This is a genomic window from Vibrio sp. B1REV9, assembly GCF_905175395.2.
Classification (GTDB): domain Bacteria; phylum Pseudomonadota; class Gammaproteobacteria; order Enterobacterales; family Vibrionaceae; genus Vibrio; species Vibrio alfacsensis.
Genome location: NZ_HG992745.1, coordinates 123,646 through 144,246, shown reverse-complemented (window position 1 = coordinate 144,246; position 20,601 = coordinate 123,646). Strand labels below are relative to the sequence as shown.

Below are 20,601 nucleotides of genomic sequence, written 5' to 3'. Positions count from 1 at the left end.
GTTAATCCTTTAAATTTTTTTAATTTTTGAGCTTATCTAAATGAATTTGGTTGAAGTCTGAGGTGTGGTTCAGACTCCAATGAATCACATTAAACGGTCGCAATTTTCTTTTGTTTCATTTCTTCGATGGTATCGGCACGATGGATGCTATTAATGACGTGTAATAGCGCCTGACCAGAGGCTTCTACGATGTCAGTTGAAATGCCAGTTCCGTGGTACTTTCGGCCTTTGTAATTGGCGATGATGTCAGCCTGACCAAGCCCATCTTCCCCTTCGCCTTTCGCGGTTAGGTCGAACTTGTCTAGCACGATCTCGTAACCTGTCACTCGGTAGATACATTGGTATAGCGCATCAACCGGACCATTACCGACGGCCGCTTCAGATTTTTCCACATCGCCACATTGCATTTTTACACTGGTGGTGGCCATGACACTGCCAGATTGCACGCTTAGGTAGTTCAACTTGTAAAAGTCGTCTTCTTCACGCAAGTTCGAGAAGTGCATTAGGGCTTCTAGATCGTAATCGAACACTTGACCTTTACGGTCGGCCAGCTTCAAGAAGTCCTCGTATAATGCGTCTAGGTTGTACTCTTCGTCTTTGTAACCCATTGCGTCCATGTGGCTCTTCACGGCGGCACGACCACTGCGACTGGTTAGGTTTAGCGCCTGGTTCTTAAGACCAATCGATTCTGGCGTCATGATCTCGTACGTGTTTTTGTTCTTTAACATGCCATCTTGGTGGATGCCTGAAGAGTGGCTGAATGCGTTCGCGCCAACGATCGCTTTGTTGCTTTGGATCGGCATGTTGCATAGTTGGCTAACGAGTTTACTGGTGCGATGAATTTCATCGTGTTTTAGCCCCGTGTGTACGCCCATAAACTCTTGACGCGTTTTAAGGATCATTGCGATCTCTTCAAGAGAGCAGTTGCCTGCACGTTCGCCGATACCGTTGATGGTCCCCTCAACTTGACGCGCACCGGCTTGTACCGCTGCAATTGAGTTGGCGACAGACATACCTAAATCGTCATGACAGTGCACGGATATGATCGCTTTATCGATGTTAGGCACACGGTTAAAGAGTGTTTGAATGATACCGCCAAACTCGCTTGGCACTGTGTAGCCAACCGTGTCAGGGATGTTGATGGTGCTCGCGCCCGCATCAATAGCGGCTTCAACCATACGGCATAGATTGTCGATTGGTGTACGGCCCGCATCTTCACAAGAAAATTCAACGTCATCGGTATAGTTGCGAGCGTGCCTAACGGCTTTAACGGCCATTTCTACGACATCATCATAGCTGCGTCGCAATTTGTCTTGAACGTGAACGGTAGAAGTAGAGATGAAAGTGTGGATTCGAAATGCATCCGCAACTTTTAGTGCTTGTGCTGCCGCATCAATGTCTTTCGCAACGGCACGCGAAAGGGCACAAACTCGGCTATTTTTGATGTGTTTTGCGATGGTTTGTACAGATTCAAAATCACCCGGAGAAGAGACAGGAAATCCCGCTTCGATAACATCAACACCCAGCCTTTCAAGCGCATAGGCAATTTGCAGTTTTTCTTTAACCGTCAAGCTTGCTGACAACGCTTGTTCGCCATCACGCAATGTGGTGTCGAAAATAATGACCTGATCGTTCATGTTTGCATCCTTCATGATTTTTACACTTTCGCGTAAGTGAATCGTTTACTTCCAGTATTTAGATATAAAAAAGCCCGCATTTTCATGCGGGCTTCTTAGAAGATGTGTGGTTATTTTTCTTCCACAGCCTACCCGCGCGAACTGGTCACGATCAGGAGGAGGTTAAGCAGGATAGAAAAATGTGCTGACATAGTTGTTAAGCATTCCACAAAATTAAGTTAACAAATTAGTACCGCACTCTATGGAACACGTCAACCCCAAAGACGATTTTTTGTTCATATCGGATCAGTCGAGTGAAAAAGAGGGACGGCAAAGTGAGGGTGGGAGTAGAGATCGATAATGATAATTTTTGTCTTGTTTTTCTAGTGGCACAGAGCAAAGTAACACGCTTTGCGACTTAGTACACAAAGGGCTCAATTGGGTTACGACAATTGTCTAAGACGATTTATAGTGAAGCTGCGCATCGCAAAATATACGGGCTTTTTGATTAGAGTGAATAGGTTGGAAAGAATGGTTCTCGCAAAACAATTTGGACGTTTCGTGTTGAGTCTCTCTCTGGTTAGCTTACCTGGGTGTCAGCTACTTCAACTCGTGGATACAGATGAAACGCCAACTTCGGTAATGATGAGCGATCATGAGCAAAGCATTCAGGTGATCAACAAACAGATGGCTCAATACTTGAGTGAAGATGGACGTGAATCATTTTTGAATCAGATGCTGGTGGCGTTGGAGTCAGATAATAGAGATCGTTTTAAAGGTAAGGATCCAGAGACTTATTCTTGGTGGAACATTCTCGTTCAGCCAAACCAATGGAAAGAAGCAGAAATAAAGCAAGCTACGGTAAAGGGGGTTGATACCTCTTACCATTTTGAGTTCATGGATGTGCCTTACCGCGCTAAAACTACGCTTCATTTACTTGCTCACCCTGACACAAATAGCCTTAGGGTAGGGGAGTTGAGCAAAGACGAAGATTTCAATGCTATTGCTAAAGTAGAAGGCCAACCTTGGTTGCTCGTTGAGCAAGACGGAATGGTTAAGGGCTATATCCACCAAGAGTACGCGCGCAGTAATGTTTTAGGCCATGATATTTTGTCTACCAAGCCAAACGAATTGCTTGCTCGCAGTGAAAATGCACGCCAGATAACCTCGAAGAGTGAGCTATTTGGTCGTTATACTTGCCGTGACTTGGTGTATGAACTCACTAAGGAGGAACGAGTTACTACTGCGTCCCTAAGAGCGTGTCGTAAGCAGAGAAAAATTTGGTATATCGATGTTCCAGAGACGAATGCCGAGCCCCTTTAAGTGGTGTCTTATTTGTCTCAATGTATAAAACCATGATGCCAAAAATGTTGACGTGTCACTAATTCTCCAACATCTCGTCATGTTGCTGTCATTTCAAACGCCTACTTTGCAGAGAGTGTCAAAGTACAGGAAAGCGACATGCGAACTATTGAGACAATTGCACTGCCTATCGCCACGATTGCGAAATTTGACGTGGCGTTTTCCCACATTTGTTTACGCCATCGTTTTAGCTTACCCGTTGCCAACGTAAGTAAGGGGATTTCACACAGTGGAGACGGGCACCTTTATCTTGTTATTGGAGTATTAGCTTGGTTGCTAGATAAGCAACATGGGCAATGGTTTTTATGGGTTGGCTTGGTTGCTTTTGCAATGGAACTGCCCATTTACTGGGTTCTAAAAAACAGCGTTAAACGCCGTCGACCGAAAGAGTTAAGCGAACACCTTCCTGCATTCATTACACCATCCGATCGCTACAGCTTACCCTCAGGCCATACGGCTGCAGGGTTTGTTATGGCGAGCGTAATTCACCATTTCTATCCAGAGTTAGGGGTGTTTGCCTTTCTATGGGCGAGCCTTATTGGATTGTCGCGTATATTGCTCGGGGTCCATTTCTTTACCGACATTATTGTTGGCGCCGTGCTAGGTAGCCTGTGTGCTTCTCTCGCAATCGACATAGTAGGAGTAAGTTGATGAAAATCCTATATGGAGTTCAAGGCACTGGAAATGGTCATATAGCCCGAGCGCGAGCGATGAGTGAAGCCTTTAAGATGCACAATGTGCAGGTGGACTTTTTGTTTTCTGGTCGTGCGCCCGAGAAGTATTTCTCAATGGAGGCGTTTGGTGATTATCAAACGCGTCGTGGTTTTACATTTGAGACAAAAAAGGGCTCGGTAAGTTATACCAAGACGGCACTTAGCAATAATTTGATGCAGTTTTTCAAAGAGGTAAAACAACTTGATCTCTCTTCTTACGATTTAGTGATCAATGATTTTGAACCCGTATCGGCATGGGCAGCTCGTAAGCAAAAAAAGCCCTGCATTGGCATTAGCCACCAGAACGCTTTTCGCTACTCAGTGCCACTTAAGGGGGCGAATTGGATTGATAAGTCCGTGATCGAATATTTTGCGCCTGCACAACACCATATTGGACTACATTGGTATCACTATGATCAACCCATATTACCACCCATCATCAATACCTCCTCAGAGGTGAGTGATGAGGGGGACTTTGTCTTGGTGTATCTGCCTTTCGAGGCCATTGAGGACATCACGAATCTTCTTTTTCACTTCAATCAGCAGCCATTTATTTGCTATCACCCTGATGTGATGGAAGCTTCGCAAGTCGAAAACATCGAGTTGCAACCCTTGTCCCACCGTCGTTTTCAACATCACTTACATCGCTGTCGTGGCGTGATCGCGAATGGAGGATTTGAGTTGCCCTCTGAAGCGCTCTCTCTAGGTAAGAAACTGCTGCTAAAACCTTTATCAGGACAGTTTGAACAACAAAGCAACGTTGCAACATTAGAGCAATTGGGGCTAGCGACATCCATGGACAGTCTCGATATTTCTTCAGTTCGCCAGTGGCTCAGAGACTCACATGTAGAAAGTGTGACTTATCCTGATGTCGCGAAAGCGATAGCACATTGGGTTGTTGAGGGGGATTGGAACACGCAAGCTAGGCTTGCCGACAAGCTTTGGCAGCAAGTGGACTTTCCTAGTTATGTGTCCCATTTATGAAGCTTATGACTGTATTGTTCGATAGGCTTCTTCCCTGATCTTTGTCTGCATAATTTAGCGTTCATTATCTCGTTGATCAGTGAATCATTCGCACTAATTCTTAAATGTGCAGGGTAATAATAATGTGGCTAAATGTATTATTTGTGTCGCTATATTTTGTATCGATACGATAAATACTTGATATGAAATGGCTAAAAATGCATTTTTATAGTTTTTTATGTTTTAGTTAAATATTTGATTTTATTTAACTAAATACATAATAGACTAAAATTTAGTGATTAAATGTCAATCTAGTTGCGAAAGCCTAATTGATTCGTTGATAGTACGGTTCAGTTCGGAAGTATCCGAAATATAAATATAACAGTAAGTTCGGTTTTCTATTCCACAAGACACGAGCAGAAAAACGTTGCCATGTATTGGTAAAAGTAAGCCCTGTTCGTATAGAACTCGTTGAACCAAATTGATGATTTAAGAGGCGCACTCAATGTTAGAAAAAAAAGATGCGATGAGCGCAATTGCTAGCTACCGTATGGAAAGCACACTTCGTGGTGTTGATTTAAACCTACTGACGGTATTTGATGCTGTCATGCAAGAGCAGAACATTACTCGTGCTGCACACAATCTTGGTATGTCACAGCCTGCAGTAAGTAACGCGGTTGCTCGTTTAAAAGTCATGTTTAATGATGAGCTTTTCATGCGCCAAGGCCGTGGTATTCAACCAACTCAGCGTGCTCGTCAATTGTTTGGACCAGTCCGTCAAGCTTTGCAACTTATCCGCAATGAACTACCAAGCTCTGTTTTCCAACCTGAATCTTCAACTCGTCTGTTCAAACTTGCAATTTGTAGCCCATGCGACATGCGCTTTGCACCACGCATTATGGCAAACATCAATGAACAAGCACCAAGCGTACAGCTTCATCTCGATGCTGAGTTTGATCGCCTTCTTTCGGAGCGTATGCGTTATCAAGAAATTGACTTCGTTATCGACTATGCACGATTCGATGATCAAGGTTTTTCAAGTACAGAAATTTTTAAAGACGAGCTAGTCGTTATTGCTTCAAAAACACATCCACGTATTAAAGGCGGTGTTTCTGCAGAGCAACTGATCAATGAGAAACACGCGAAACTATCTCGTGTACATGGTCAACGTAGCTTCTCTGAGCAAGCATACCGTGAGTTTGATTGCCAAGCGGCGTATGAGGGTTCAAGCCTAAGCAATTTACTTTACGTGGTGAGCCAATCTGAACTTGTCACTATTGCACCACGATGGATGGCTGAAAATGCAGTAAACAGCAGCCAACTTCAAATCTTAGACTTACCATTGAAAACAAAGAAATCAGTGGTTACCTAAGTTGGCATGAGTCTAGTGAAAAAGACAAAGGCCACATTTGGCTACGTGATCAGTTAATGATCACCTGTGGTGAAGTTGTTGCGCTGAAATAGGTTTATTTTCAGCCTGATCAACTGGTCAGACTGGACTTGTAATCATCAATTTTTACAATTCCTTGACCCCGAGAGCATCTTGTTTCTTGGGGTCTTTTTATGTCTGCTAATTAATAGTTGAAACAGCAACTTAACTTGATTAAACCTTCGACAGTTAAATATGTACTAAGCTCTCATTAGTGATAGTGCTCTCTTAATAATGATAAGTTTGATAATGGTCAGTTGCGTTTTTAGGTGCCGAGGTTACACTTGTGCGCTCAAAGAGCTTACGACTGTAAGCCAAAAGGTAATGTAAAGAATGGCCAAGTTAGATTTTCATATCGTTAAACGTATTCGTGAACAAATTGCGAAAGGTAGTACTCGTGTTGCGCTAAAACATAAAGTTGGTGACACATGGCAGGGTATTACATGGGAGCAATTTGGTCAGCAAGTGGATGCTTTGTCGCTTGCACTTTTGGCTCAGGGATTGGGCGTTCAAGATAAGATCGGTATTTTCTCAAACAACATGCCGCAGTGGACCATTGCTGATTTTGCAGCACTGCAATTGCGTGGTGTGACGGTTCCTATCTACCCAACTAATACAGCAGCGCAGTCTGCTTACATCATCGATAACGCAGACGTAAAAGTGCTGTTTGTTGGTGAGCAACCACAGTTTGATGCAGCAGTCAGTATCTTTGACCAATGCCGTCAACTTGAGCTTATTGTTGCGATGTCTGATGAGATCGAGCTTGGTGAGTACAGCTTTGCGATGTCTTGGAAAGACTTTATGGCAAAGGGTGATGAAAGCCGTCACGTTGAGCTGGAGACTCGTTTAGAGCAAGCGCAAGAAGATGATCTGCTGACTCTGATTTACACGTCGGGCACAACAGGTCAGCCGAAAGGTGTGATGTTGGATTATGCAAATATCTCTGCACAACTTGAAGGTCACGATCAACGCTTAAGCCTGACAGAAGACGACGTATCGCTATGTTTCCTACCACTATCACATGTATTTGAGCGCGCGTGGACATTCTACGTACTCTATAAAGGCGGCACTAACTGTTACCTGCAAGACACGATGCAGGTTCGTGACGCATTAAGTGAAATTCGCCCAACGGTAATGAGTGCTGTCCCTCGTTTTTATGAGAAAATTTTCTCTGCGATTCATGAAAAAGTATCTCGTGCACCGTTCCACCGTAAGATCATGTTCACTTGGGCTGTGAATATGGGCGCGAAGATGGCGGCATGCCATCAAGAAAAACGTGAACCATCATTGGCGTTACGTAAATCTTACGCATTGGCCGATAAGATCGTGCTGAGCAAGTTACGAGCGTTGCTAGGTGGACGAATTAACTTTATGCCATGTGGCGGAGCAAAACTAGACGAGACTATCGGTCGCTTTTTCCATGCGATCGGCATTAACGTCAAGCTTGGCTATGGCATGACAGAAACCACGGCGACGGTCTCTTGCTGGGATGATCAATGTTTTGACCCAAGTTCTATCGGTATGGCGATGCCGGGAGCACAAGTTAAGATCGGTGAAAACAATGAGATCTTAGTGCGTGGCCCAATGGTAATGCGCGGTTACTATAAGATGCCAGAAGAAACCGAGAAGACATTTGATGAACATGGCTTCTTAAAAACGGGTGATGCTGGTTACATTGATGAAAATGGCAACCTGTTTATTACCGATCGTATTAAAGAGTTGATGAAGACATCAAACGGTAAGTACATTGCACCACAAGTCGTGGAAGGGGCTATCGGTAAAGATCACTTTATCGAGCAGATTGCCGTTATTGCAGACACACGTAAGTTCGTGTCGGCACTGATCGTTCCTTGTTTTGATTCTCTGGAAGAGTACGCAAAAGAGTTGAACATTGCGTATCACGATCGTGTGGAATTGATCAAACACCATCAAATCGTTGAGATGCTTGAAAAGCGCGTGAATGACTTACAAAAAGAACTGGCTAAGTTTGAGCAAGTTAAGAAATTCAAACTGTTACCAAAAGCGTTCTCGATGGATGATGGCGAGTTGACCCCAACACAAAAACTTCGTCGCAAAGTCATTAATGACAAATACCAAGATGAAATTGAAGAAATGTACAATGAAAAGTCGGATAAAAAGTAATTTAGACGATTTTAAATTGTAGATTGATGAAAAAATCCCCATGTGTGCATTGTGCTGCTCATGGGGATTTTTTATGCCCAGATAAACGGATGCTTATCACCTTATTCAAGCGAGAATAGGACGATGGTCTCTATTTGATGAAATTATCTACTCTATTTTTAATTACTCTCCCTTTCTAGTTCTGAATTTGCCTCTCTAAATAGCGCCTAACCCTACCTTTATTCTTATTTGCAGTATCTTGTTCAAAATTAGACCAATGTCGCGTTAGACCCATTGATAATAAAACGTTACATTTGTTGTGGTAACTTGCGTGTTGTTATGACAAGCGCAAGACATAGCTGAAAACGCGGAAGTATTTCGATTAGGCTACGAATAAGACCTAGACTATGTAAAACCAGACCAATCCGTTGGCCTTACGGTGAGGTACTGGTAAGGAGAGCAATTATGACAGCGATGTTGTCAGGTGCAGAGATGGTAGTTCAGTCTCTGATAGAAGAGAATGTAGAGCAAATTTTTGGTTATCCAGGCGGCTCCGTTTTGGATATTTATGACGCACTGCATGCTAAAACCGATCAAATTAAACATGTATTAGTGCGACATGAGCAAGCGGCAACACACATGGCGGATGGTTATGCCCGCGCAACAGGTAAACCTGGTGTGGTGCTAGTGTGCTCAGGCCCTGGAGCGACAAATACGATTACCGGTATTGCGACAGCCTATATGGACTCGATCCCAATGATCGTGATTTCTGGTAACGTGCCAAATAACCTGATAGGTAATGATGCTTTTCAAGAGTGCGACATCGTTGGTGTCTCTCGCCCTGTGGTGAAACACAGTTTTTTGGTGAAAAAAGCAGAAGATATCCCTGAAACGATCAAAAAAGCGTTTTATATCTCGACGACTGGTCGACCTGGCCCGGTTGTGATTGATTTGCCAAAAGACATTTTAAACCCGCAAATCAAACTTCCTTATGAATACCCAGAAAGCATTTTGATGCGCTCCTACAAACCGACGACTTCGGGTCATAAAGGCCAAATCAAGAAAGCGCTGAAAGCTTTGGTTGAAGCCAAAAAACCTGTGCTATACATCGGTGGTGGCGCTGTCATTTCAGGAGCTCATGAATATATTCAAGTTCTTTCGGATCAATTAAATCTTCCGGTTGTCAGTACTTTGATGGGATTAGGGGCTTTCCCTGGGACTCATAAACACTCACTCGGTATGCTTGGTATGCATGGCACATATGAAGCCAATATGGCGATGCACGAAGCTGACTTGATTTTTGGTATTGGTGTTCGATTTGATGACCGTACGACTAACAATCTTGAGAAGTACTGTCCAAACGCCAAAGTTATGCATATCGACATCGATCCATCTTCGATTTCCAAAAACGTTAAAGTGGATCTGCCTATCGTAGGTTCCGCTGAAAAAGTATTGGAGCACATGGTTGGGTTGCTTAATGATCAAGGCTTAGCGAATGATAGAGCGGCTCTAGATTCTTGGTGGGATGCCATCCAAGTTTGGCGCGATCGTCAGTGTTTAAGTTATGAAACGTCAGAAGAACGGATCAAACCTCAGCAGGTTATTGAAACACTGCATAAGCTGACGAATGGTGATGCGTATGTTGCCTCTGATGTTGGTCAGCATCAAATGTTTGCAGCCTTATATTACCCATTTAATAAACCGCGTCGCTGGATCAACTCGGGTGGTCTAGGCACCATGGGCTTTGGTTTACCAGCCGGTATGGGCGTGAAGTTTGCTATGCCAGAAGAAGAAGTCGTGGTGGTTACTGGTGATGGTAGCATCCAGATGAATATTCAAGAGCTATCGACGGCAATGCAATACGATATTCCGGTGAAGATCATTAACTTGAATAACCGATTTTTGGGTATGGTAAAGCAATGGCAAGACATTATTTATCAAGGCCGTCACTCTAACTCATACATGAGCTCCGTTCCGGATTTTGCCGCAATTGCAGAAGCTTATGGTCACGTCGGTATTCGTATTGAAACGCCTGATCAGCTAGAGGCTGGTTTGCAAAAAGCGTTAGATATGAAAGATCGTCTGGTTTTTGTTGATATCAATGTTGACGAAACTGAACACGTATACCCAATGCAAATAAAAGGCGAGGGTATGGATAAGATGTGGCTAAGCAAAACGGAGAGAACTTAATATGAGACACATTATTTCTTTGTTATTGGAAAACCAACCGGGCGCATTATCTCGAGTTGTGGGGCTATTCTCTCAGCGTGGTTACAACATTGAATCTCTGACGGTTTCCCCTACGGATGATGAAACCTTATCGCGCCTCAACATCACAACGACATCGGATGAAATGCAACTGGAACAAATTCAGAAGCAACTTAATAAGTTAATTGATGTTTTGAAAGTCCAAGAAGTTACTGAGTTTGATCACATCGAACGTGAGCTTATGATGGTAAAAGTCAAGGCGAGTGGGTTTGCTCGAGCCGAGGTTAAACGAACTGCTGATATCTTCCGTGGTCAAATTGTTGATGTTACTTCTGCCCAGTATACTGTGCAGTTGGCAGGCACCAGTGAAAAGCTCGATGCTTTTATCCAAGCCATTTCTGAAGTGACCGATGTGGTTGAAGTGGCGAGAAGTGGTGTTGTGGGGATAGCTCGTGGTGAGCGTGCTCTAAAACCGTAACGAAGATCTCACGGTAGATTTTTCTGATGTGCGGTATTTATCATTATTTTATTGAGGCCATCCTATTAGGGTGGCTTTTTTATAGAGTAATCTTCTTTAATTATGCTCAGCTTTAGGATCTAAATTGCCGTGCTATTATCCGATTAAGTCATTTTTTCTGAAATTGTCCTATTCAACTTTTTGATAATAAACAATGATATGATTATCGTTTAGTGAATTCATACGATAGGCGTACATGTGAAAATTAGAAAACTAATCGGATCATTGCTAGCAACGACACTTGTGCTTAGTGCGCTTATTTCTGTTTATTACTATCAGAAGTATCAAGCTTTGCTCGTTAATAATATCGAGAGCACAGCAAAAGAAGCCCTTCATCAGCTCTCCTATTCGGAACGAGAATACAGCAACATTAAAGATCAAATGGTGTCCATTAGCGATCTTCTTGCTCATAGTCAGAGTCTTTACGATTACGTTCGTGAACCCAGTGACACACATCGCTTGATCTTGCAGAAAGTTTGGCGGTCAGTTGCGGTGAACCAAAAGTGGTACACCCAAATCCGTTTTCTTGATAGTGCAGGTAAAGAGAAGATAAAAATTAAGTATGACTTTTCCTCTGGAATTGCGCTTGCTACCCCGATTTCCAAGTTAGAAGACAAATCATCTCGTGTGTATTTTCAAGATGCGACAGCTCTCGCTAACGGGAAAATAGATTCGTCAGGGATTGAACTTGAGCAAGAAAATGGTGAAATAGTCTACCCGTATCGTCCATCTGTTCGTTTAGTTACGCCCGTTGTAATGGGGGCTCGAAGAGTTGGGTATCTCGTTTTAAATGTTGATATCGAGTATCTTTCTGCACGGCTCAATTACTCCCCTGTACGAGATTTCAATATTGAATTGATTAATCAACAAGGTTTTTATGTGGCAAGTTCACATCAAGACAAACTGTATGGCAATATCATCCCCGCTCGCTCGCGATTTAACTTAGGTCTAATACACCCCAAGGTATGGCAAAAATTTGGCTCAGACAAAATGGGTTATGAATATGATGGCAAGAGATTAGTCGCGTTCAATACGATTAATTTTGTGCCGGGCGAGTCCCTTTACTTGGTTGTTGACCTCGCTGACACTCAACTGAATGAGAGAGCGGATAATGAGATTGAGAGTCTGATTCAAGAAGCCAGTTTGATGCTAAGTTTTGTTTTGGTATTTGCCTTACCCATCACTGCGTTAGTCTGGCACTATCGACGCTATAGTGTGGAATCAAAACTTGCCCGCGCTGCGCTTGATGGCATGACAGCGGTCATGATCTCTGACCCATCGCATCGCATCATCATGGTCAATCAAGAGTTTGAGAACATGATGGGCTATGCCTCTAGTCGAGTGCGAGGTTGGAATGCGCATCAACTGATTTTTCTTCCGGTGGATATTGAAAACATTTTGGCCGTTTGGAACAAATTGAGCGTAGAGCAGGTGTGGGAGGGTGAAGTGCGTTGTCGTACGAAACTCAACCATGTATTTACGGCGATTATGCGTATTCAAGCCATTATGGCGAAGCCTGGAAAAGTGAGTTACTACATCACATCCCTTGTTGATATCTCCGAACGCAAGCAATTAGAAGAGCAATTGCGCAATTTAAGTGAAAAAGACAGCCTGACCGGATTGTGGAATCGCCGAAAGTTTGAAGAGCAGCTACTCTTTCATGCCAATGTGATAGAACGTTATCCTGACATGCAAAGCACCTGCCTTGCGTTGATTGATATTGATCATTTTAAAAAGATCAATGATGAGTTAGGTCATGATGAGGGCGATAAGGTCATTCGACAAGTTGGTGAAACGTTATTAAATGGCGTTCGTAATACCGATATTGTGGCTCGTGTGGGAGGAGAAGAGTTTGCAGTAATTATGCCTCACACGACGATGAATGAAGCTAAAGTTGTATTGAATCGGCTTAGAATCGCGGTGGAATTGAGTAATGAACTACCCGTAACAATCAGTGTTGGCTACAGCGATTTAACCGCAGACCGAACACACAGTTATAAATGTGCCGATATTGCATTATACGATTCGAAAAATACGGGAAGAAACCGTATCTCTGTTTGCCATAGTTTTGATGACACAGCTTAAATCTCAAGCCGTATCATCAAAATAAAAAATCGGGAAAGCCCGATTTTTTTGGATCTTTTGAACGTACTAGGTCGAACGTATTAAGCGATTTCGAGAATGTTTTCGATGCGCTGCATTGTATTGAGGAGGTGCTTGTCTAATAGTTCGCTTGCCTCTTCACTATTTTTGGCAAGTACAAGCTTCATGATCATCTCATGCTCTTGGATATTAAACAGATCATCTTGCGTTGAGTTTAATGTTTGCATTGCATAGAAGCGGTAACGCTTGATTTGGTTAATCAAATCCGTAAAGAACTCAAACATGTTTTGCGAGTCAGCGCCCTCAAGCAGTGAAGCGTGAAATTGATGGTGCTTATCTTCCCATTCTTTCCAGCAAAATGTCTCATTAAAATGCAGACGCGACAGTTTGTGATAAGAAGTGAGTACTTCTAATTCCCAGTTTTCATCACCGGCTAAGATCGCTTTTTTAAGCAGAACTGAAGAAATAACACGCAGGCTTTCATAGAGGTCGTTTAACTCTTTTTTGCATACAGGGGCGACCCAACAACCTTTTTGAGGTTCAAGTATTACGTACTTACTCCAAGACAATAGTGCTAATGCTTCACGAATCGGAGATGCGCCCACGTTGTACTTTTCTTTCAGATCAGCGACGACAAGCTTTTGACCTGGTTGGAGTTCACCTGTCAGGATATCTTGACAGATCATCTTTGATACTTTGTCGGTAAGAGTGGGACTAGACACAAGCTGCCTCATTGAAATTTTATCGTATTGATAAATTAAACGGTACGTAGTTCTGTTGTGAATGATAATATAGCGTACTGATTATGAGGGCAAGATAAAATATATAAAAAAAGAGGGCATAAGCCCTCTTTTTTATTTAACTGATGATTGAATTCTTCAGTCTTATAGAACGTGTACAGAAGCTGTGTTTGTTGTGCCTGAAGCGACTAGAGCACCAGAAACCATCACTACGATGTCGCCTTTGTTGCCTAGACCAGATTCTAGAGCAAGTTCTTTACCCGCTACGTAGAATGCATCAGTGTTCTCGATAGAATCAACAACGACTGGAGTAACACCTTTAGTAAGAACTAGCTGTGCAGCAGTCTTAGTGTTAGTTGTAAGTGCTAGAATGTTTGCAGTTGGGAAGTACTTACGTACTGAACGTGCAGACTTACCACCTTCCGTTGCAACAACGATTAGTGGAGCAGCCAATTTCTCAGCTGTGTCTACCGCACCTTTACATACTGCTTCAGTGATACGTAGACGTGGGCTATCTAGACGTGAACCTAGCTCAGCTTTTAGTACAGAGTCTGTACGTTTAGCGATTTGAGCCATGATTGTTACCGCTTCAACAGGGTACTTACCTTTAGCCGTTTCACCAGAAAGCATTACTGCATCAGTACCATCCATTACTGCGTTAGCAACGTCGCCTGCTTCTGCGCGAGTAGGACGTGGGTTGTTGATCATAGAATCAAGCATTTGAGTTGCAGTGATAACCATCTTACGAGCACGGTTACACTTCTCGATCATCATTTCTGAGCGAAGATTACTTCTTCTGCTGGGATTTCAACACCTAGGTCACCACGAGCAACCATGATGCCGTCAGAAAGCTCTAGGATCTCGTCGAAGTTATCAACACCTTCTTGGTTTTCAATCTTAGAGATGATGTGGATGTTCTCGCCGCCGTTTGCAGCAAGTACTTCACGGATTTCTTGAACGTCAGAAGCTTTACGGATGAAAGAAGCAGCTACGAAGTCAACGCCTTGCTCACAACCGAACTTAAGGTCGTTCTTATCTTTTTCAGATAGAGCAGGTAGGTTTACAGAAACGCCAGGTAGGTTAACACCTTTGTTTTCACCTAGAGCACCGTTGTTAAGAACTTTACACTTAACTTCAGTTTCAGTTGTAGAGATAACTTCCATCTCGATTAGACCGTCGTCTACAAGGATAGTGTTACCAGCGTTTAGGTCGTTAGCAAAACCTGCGTAAGTTACTGCAACTTTGTCTTTGTTACCAACAACTGAGATATCAGTTGTGAAAGTGAATTCTTGACCAGCTACTAGATCAACGTCGTTGCCGCCTTCTAGTTTGATAGTACGGATTTCTGGACCTTTAGTATCTAGAAGGATAGCTAGTTGTTTGCCAGTGTTCTTCATTACTTCACGGAAGTTCGCGATACGAGTGCCGTGCTCTGCGTAGTCACCGTGAGAGAAGTTAAGACGCATAACGTTCATGCCTGCGTTTACTAGTTCAGTTAGCTTCTCTACAGATTCAGTTTTAGGGCCAATCGTACATACGATTTTGGTCTTTTTCATGGAAGATACTCTCCGGTAAGTATAGTTACAATTTGAAAGTCGGTATTTACTCTGAAGTAGGGGCGTTTTTGGTGACATTTAGTGCCTGACACCTACCGATTTTTCGCCACATTATTGGAACTTCAGGTTCTGAAAGTCTTTCACCAAGTTTAGTCATTTTATGACTAAAAGTTCGGCGATTTTAGTTACTATTTTGTGACTAATGCCGCTTTATATGCAGTAAGTTGCAAAAAAATAACCGTCAATTCTGTAATTTTTTTTCTTTTCGGTCGCGAATTCTACCACTGAATGAATCCAATATCACTGTTTAAGAATTGTCTTAGGACAAGGTTTTATCGAGAATTATTAATTTTTTAGATCGAAATAAATAGACTAAAAAGTTTCGGTTTGACTATAATAAGTTTCATGTCGAAACTTAAAAATAAAATTAAAATGTCGAAACGAAACACGCAACTAAGAAGACATGCCATTTCTAACCTAGTAAATGAACTGGGTGAAGTCAGTGTTGATGAACTGGCTCAGAAGTTTGAAACCTCTGAAGTCACAATCAGAAAGGACTTAGCTTCTTTGGAGAAAAATGGCCAGCTCTTACGTCGTTATGGTGGCGCTATCGCCATTCCTACCGAAGTTATTCATGAAGAAATGAGCCCGATTGTTTCGACTCGAAAGTTAAAGCTTGCAAAATCAGCCGCAGCTTTGATCCGAGATCACAACCGAATTGTTATCGACAGCGGCAGTACAACGGCGGCACTTATTCAGCAATTGAACGATAAACGTGGTTTGGTTGTGATGACAAATTCGTTGCACGTCGCCAATGCTTTGAATGAATTAGAAAGTGAACCGACGTTACTTATGACGGGTGGCACGTGGGATACCCATTCAGAGTCCTTTCAAGGCAAAGTCGCCGAATCCGTATTGCGAGCATACGACTTTGACCAGTTATTTATCGGCGCGGATGGGGTCGATCTCGAGCGCGGAACCACAACATTTAACGAATTGGTTGGCTTGAGTAAAGTTATGGCTGAAGTATCACGCGAAGTTATTGTGATGATCGAGTCTGAGAAAGTAGGACGCAAGATCCCTAATTTAGAGTTGGCTTGGCAACAAATTGATGTGCTGATTACTGATGCAGACTTACAGCCTGAGCACAAAAAACAGATTGAAGAACATGGCGTAAAGGTTATTTGCGCTTAAACACCGGATTATCTTTACCTTCCCAAACCAAAGTGGCCTTTGCTTGCTGCCTCTATTGGAATGATACCAAGCAAAGTAAGTGATCAGAGTTAGCGTGCGTTATCACAAGCTAAAATGACCCATTACTTACTACGATTGTTATTAAGCCAGGGAAGAACAAAATTATAAATGGAGAGAAAAACATGTGTGGAATCGTAGGTGCAGTAGCACAACGAGACGTTGCGGAAATTTTGGTAGAAGGCCTGCGCCGCTTAGAATATCGCGGATATGACTCTGCGGGTGTGGCGATTGTCGATGGTGACGCTAACCTAACGCGTATTCGTCGTTTGGGGAAAGTACAAGAGCTTGCTGATGCCGTTGAACAAGCAAAGGTGATTGGTGGTACTGGTATTGCACACACACGCTGGGCAACGCATGGTGAACCATCAGAAGTCAACGCGCATCCACACATGTCTGGTGATATCGCGGTGGTACATAACGGTATCATTGAAAACCATGAATCGTTACGAACGTTACTTCAATCTCGTGGCTACGTTTTTGAATCTCAAACCGATACCGAAGTGATCGCTCACTTAGTTGAGTGGGAGCTGCGTACATCAGAAACACTACTTGAAGCGCTACAGAAAACCGCGAAGCAATTAGAGGGGGCCTACGGCACGGTTGTCATGGATCGTAAAGACCCATCTCGAATTGTCGTTGCTCGTTCTGGTAGCCCAATTGTGATTGGTTTTGGTGTAGGTGAGAACTTCCTTGCATCTGACCAACTTGCTCTTCTTAACGTGACACGTCGTTTCATGTACTTAGAAGAGGGGGATGTTGCAGAAATCACTCGCCGCGAGGTGGCTGTGTTTGATGAAACGGGTGAGCGTGTTGAGCGTGAAATTGCAGAATCAAACGCAGAACATGACGCTGGCGATAAAGGTCAGTACCGTCACTTCATGCAAAAAGAAATCTATGAGCAACCAACGGCGTTGATCAACACAATGGAAGGTCGTATCACGGCAGATTCTGTTGTTACTGAAGCCATCGGTGTCAACGCGGCAGAAATCCTGAGCAAAGTAGAACACGTACAGATCGTCGCATGTGGTACTTCTTACAATGCTGGTATGACCGCACGTTACTGGTTTGAAGATATTGCGGGCGTGAGCTGTGACGTAGAAATTGCGTCTGAATTCCGTTACCGCAAGTTTGTAACGCGTCCTAATAGTCTGCTGATCACGCTTTCTCAATCTGGTGAAACGGCGGATACACTAGCAGCACTTCGCCTTGCGAAAGAGAAAGGTTACATGGCGGCAATGACGATCTGTAACGTAGCAGGTTCTTCTCTCGTTCGTGAGTCCGACTTTGCATTCATGACTCGTGCAGGAGTGGAAATTGGTGTGGCTTCAACCAAAGCGTTCACCACTCAGCTTTCTGCATTACTCATGTTAGTGACGGCGCTTGGTAAACAGCAAAACCGCATTAGCAAAGAAAAAGAAAAAGAGATCGTAGAAGCGTTGCACGCGTTACCGAAGCAAATCAATGCCGCCCTATCTTTTGAGAAAGAGATTGAGGAATTGGCGACGGACTTTGCGGATAAGCACCACACATTGTTCTTAGGCCGTGGCGAGTTCTACCCAATCGCCATGGAAGCGTCTCTTAAACTGAAAGAGATTTCTTATATCCATGCCGAGGCATACGCAGCTGGTGAGCTAAAACATGGTCCTCTCGCACTGATTGATGCTGACATGCCAGTTGTTGTTGTTGCGCCAAGCAACGATCTGTTGGAAAAACTGAAATCGAACGTAGAAGAAGTACGAGCTCGTGGTGGTTTGCTTTACGTATTTGCAGATGAAGACGCAGGCTTCGAAGCGGATGAAACGATGAAGATCATCAAGATGCCACACGTAAGTGAAATCACAGCGGCAATCTACTACACAATCCCAATGCAGCTTTTGTCTTACTACGTAGCGCTGATCAAAGGTACCGACGTAGACCAACCTCGTAACTTAGCAAAAGCGGTAACGGTTGAGTAAGCATTTTTAATCCAAAACTGCTCTCTTTTTACGCCACTCACTTTCTAATGAGTGCGTATTATTTTTGTTCGTATTTAATTACAAGATAGGATCGAGGTCTTGCTTGGTATGTTGACGAGCGTCCACTTCTACTGGCGTGTAATGTTGATAGATAAGGAAACCATCGTCTGATGTTTGATGACTGTTTGAGTCATCAATATATGCAGTACAGGTGTAGCCGATGGAATAGGTGCCAGGCCCAACGAAGCCAAACTCGTAGTCATACGTGGTATTCCCGTCGCCGTCTACAGATGTATTTACGTTGGCCGCTGCCACAGGCGTATTAAATGGCTCAGGAGCCCCCATATCACCCATTGTTGTGCGATCCATTATGCCAGCGTATAGGTAAACAGCATGTACTGGTGGCACGTTATTGATTGCATTCCATGCTGCACTGTCAGCCTCACAGGCTTGATATTGTACCTCGTTCACCTTACCACCAATATGGCCAGATTCAGACGCATTGACTAGGCTAACAGCATTGGAATTCATGTTCATGTAATCTTTGCCAGTAGGATCGGCGAGACCATTACGTAAATCAAATTCCACAACATAGCTGTTGTGACCCACATCAATTCTTACAAACTCGCCTTTACCCGAGAACTTGAGACGACCTTGATCACTGGTATCTGGTTTAAAACCAAAGCAGCTTCCTTTGCTCGGTACCACCAAACCTTTAACCGAACCATCCGTTTTTTCGACATAAGAAAATGAAGTGTCACCAAGTTGTTTCCCATCTTTGGCATAAACGCACATCGCATAGTTGCCCGCAGGGATTTGTTGCTCGCTAATAATAGTTTTTGCGTTACTGCCCTGATACTGCATTAAATCAACTTGATTTAACTCTCCATTATTTCTGGCATCTAGCAAAATGTAGTCGCCAGTCTGTTGACCGCTTTCAGGATCGAAAGGAACCAAAACGACATCTTCAAACGCCAAGACAACTTTGTTTGCGTCATCTACTGGTGCATCAGAAACGCCAAGAGAAAATGTAGCTGAATCTGGATTTTGTGGTGAGGTAGAGTCTTCACTGCCACAACCAACTAAGAGGAGTCCACTCGAGAGCGCGAGAATAGGGTAAGTGTAATTGTTCATAGTTTCCGACTATATTTTAAATATGTATTTAAAATATAGTCTTAGTATTGAGAATAATGTCAGAGACAGGTTTTTAGTACGTAAATTATTAATAGAACTGTAACATTCATTGAGTAATGATCGCCTCTTGTGAGGAGTAAAAACTAATTAGAGTGAATTCAAAGCACGTAAGATCATTTGCAACTATCAAGCTCTTTTTTATAAAACTAAGTTCTTATTGGTTCGATATCAACGTTGATACAAATCAACTCTGGCGGGTTGAGAGAGGCGTAATTTTATGTGACGTTATTGTCTAGATGGAATGACAAAAAATGGCTTATAAACACTATCTTCGAGAATTGCTAGGACTCGTTGTCATCATTTCTGTTGTGTTTGGTGTGTTGGGTATCCTATTGGATATCTTTGCTCTGACGGCGTGGTATGAGCACCAGAATAACATCGCGAATACGTTCTTTCATGAATCGTTTTACTTTGTCGCGTTTTTGATTCCGCCATTCTTTTTGTGGCGAATCATTAATCGACCTACCTTAGTATCGGCAACTCAAGAATATAAAGCCCGAGCTTTAGAGTTAGAGAGGGCGGTCAGCGCGCATTGAGTTCTAACTGACAGGATGTAGTCCATAGGTAGTCCAGAGGACTAAAAACGAAAAAAGCCTGACAGCGAAAACGCTCTCAGGCCTTATGGAATTTGGTGGCCCCTCCCAGACTTGAACTGGGGACCAATCGATTATGAGCGAAGTCCCTAACCCATACGCCGTGGAATCAACATAGCAACGCTCCCATGAACCTCACCTGCAAACTCTCCCTTGCCTTACCTCGCAACCACTTATCGAAATTCAGTGCTGAATCTACCGTCGCCACCGTCGCGGAAAATCAGAAAATGTTTGGATTGAGAGTGTTCAGAAAGACCGGAGTGGGACCGGAAAAGAC

13 protein-coding genes and 2 pseudogenes are annotated in these 20,601 nt (G+C 43.3%); 11 read left to right on the top strand and 4 right to left on the bottom strand.

What is annotated here, in order from left to right; all coding sequences use genetic code 11:
* Positions 1 to 89 precede the first annotated feature (89 nt).
* Positions 90 to 1,637, bottom strand: coding sequence for a 2-isopropylmalate synthase (leuA, locus tag KHN78_RS06025; RefSeq protein ID WP_211915459.1), 1,548 nt, complete (start codon positions 1,635 to 1,637; stop codon positions 90 to 92).
* Between the two features lie 510 nt (positions 1,638 to 2,147).
* Here leuA and KHN78_RS06020 point away from each other — a divergent pair.
* The 8 genes and pseudogenes from KHN78_RS06020 (at position 2,148) to KHN78_RS05985 (ending at position 13,014) form a co-directional block, all read left to right on the top strand.
* The gene (locus KHN78_RS06020) at positions 2,148 to 2,939 is read left to right on the top strand and encodes an SH3 domain-containing protein (RefSeq protein ID WP_211915458.1); all 792 of its coding nucleotides are present in this window, start codon (positions 2,148 to 2,150) and stop codon (positions 2,937 to 2,939) included.
* 138 nt (positions 2,940 to 3,077) lie between these two features.
* A complete protein-coding gene (locus KHN78_RS06015) occupies positions 3,078 to 3,629 on the top strand; it encodes a phosphatase PAP2 family protein (RefSeq protein WP_211915457.1) in 552 nt (183 codons plus the stop codon).
* Positions 3,629 to 4,675 (top strand): MJ1255/VC2487 family glycosyltransferase, encoded by a 1,047-nt coding sequence (locus KHN78_RS06010; RefSeq protein ID WP_211915456.1) that lies wholly within the window; start codon positions 3,629 to 3,631, stop codon positions 4,673 to 4,675. The genes KHN78_RS06015 and KHN78_RS06010 overlap by 1 nt, the downstream gene beginning before the upstream one ends.
* A 484-nt stretch (positions 4,676 to 5,159) precedes the next feature.
* Positions 5,160 to 6,118 (top strand): annotated as a pseudogene (calR, locus tag KHN78_RS06005) (LysR family transcriptional regulator CalR).
* Between the two features lie 298 nt (positions 6,119 to 6,416).
* Complete coding sequence (locus KHN78_RS06000) at positions 6,417 to 8,225, top strand: AMP-dependent synthetase/ligase (protein WP_211915455.1); 1,809 nt, start codon at positions 6,417 to 6,419, stop codon at positions 8,223 to 8,225.
* Positions 8,226 to 8,669: 444 nt separating this feature from the next.
* A complete protein-coding gene (locus KHN78_RS05995; protein ID WP_211915454.1) occupies positions 8,670 to 10,394 on the top strand; it encodes an acetolactate synthase 3 large subunit in 1,725 nt (574 codons plus the stop codon).
* Position 10,395: 1 nt separating this feature from the next.
* Positions 10,396 to 10,890: an acetolactate synthase small subunit gene (gene ilvN, locus KHN78_RS05990; protein WP_128811733.1), complete on the top strand. Its 495-nt coding sequence runs from the start codon at positions 10,396 to 10,398 to the stop codon at positions 10,888 to 10,890.
* 237 nt (positions 10,891 to 11,127) lie between these two features.
* Positions 11,128 to 13,014 (top strand): diguanylate cyclase, encoded by a 1,887-nt coding sequence (locus tag KHN78_RS05985; protein WP_211915453.1) that lies wholly within the window; start codon positions 11,128 to 11,130, stop codon positions 13,012 to 13,014.
* An 80-nt stretch (positions 13,015 to 13,094) separates the two neighbouring features.
* Here KHN78_RS05985 and KHN78_RS05980 read toward each other — a convergent pair whose 3' ends face one another.
* Positions 13,095 to 13,766 (bottom strand): GntR family transcriptional regulator, encoded by a 672-nt coding sequence (locus tag KHN78_RS05980; protein WP_211915452.1) that lies wholly within the window; start codon positions 13,764 to 13,766, stop codon positions 13,095 to 13,097.
* 150 nt (positions 13,767 to 13,916) lie between these two features.
* Positions 13,917 to 15,328: pseudogene (gene pykF / locus KHN78_RS05975) on the bottom strand (pyruvate kinase PykF).
* Between the two features lie 432 nt (positions 15,329 to 15,760).
* Here pykF and KHN78_RS05970 point away from each other — a divergent pair.
* Positions 15,761 to 16,522 carry a DeoR/GlpR family DNA-binding transcription regulator gene (locus KHN78_RS05970; RefSeq protein ID WP_211915451.1) on the top strand — a complete coding sequence of 254 codons (762 nt, stop codon included), beginning with the start codon at positions 15,761 to 15,763 and terminating at the stop codon, positions 16,520 to 16,522.
* A gap of 182 nt (positions 16,523 to 16,704) precedes the next feature.
* On the top strand, positions 16,705 to 18,537 hold the full coding sequence (glmS, locus tag KHN78_RS05965) for a glutamine--fructose-6-phosphate transaminase (isomerizing) (RefSeq protein ID WP_211915450.1): 1,833 nt from the start codon (positions 16,705 to 16,707) through the stop codon (positions 18,535 to 18,537).
* A gap of 78 nt (positions 18,538 to 18,615) precedes the next feature.
* Here glmS and KHN78_RS05960 read toward each other — a convergent pair whose 3' ends face one another.
* The gene (locus KHN78_RS05960; RefSeq protein ID WP_211915449.1) at positions 18,616 to 19,671 is read right to left on the bottom strand and encodes a DUF4382 domain-containing protein; all 1,056 of its coding nucleotides are present in this window, start codon (positions 19,669 to 19,671) and stop codon (positions 18,616 to 18,618) included.
* 311 nt (positions 19,672 to 19,982) lie between these two features.
* Between KHN78_RS05960 and KHN78_RS05955 the strand changes: the two genes are divergently transcribed.
* Positions 19,983 to 20,267, top strand: coding sequence for a D-fructose-6-phosphate amidotransferase (locus KHN78_RS05955; protein WP_128811714.1), 285 nt, complete (start codon positions 19,983 to 19,985; stop codon positions 20,265 to 20,267).
* Positions 20,268 to 20,601: the final 334 nt, after the last annotated feature.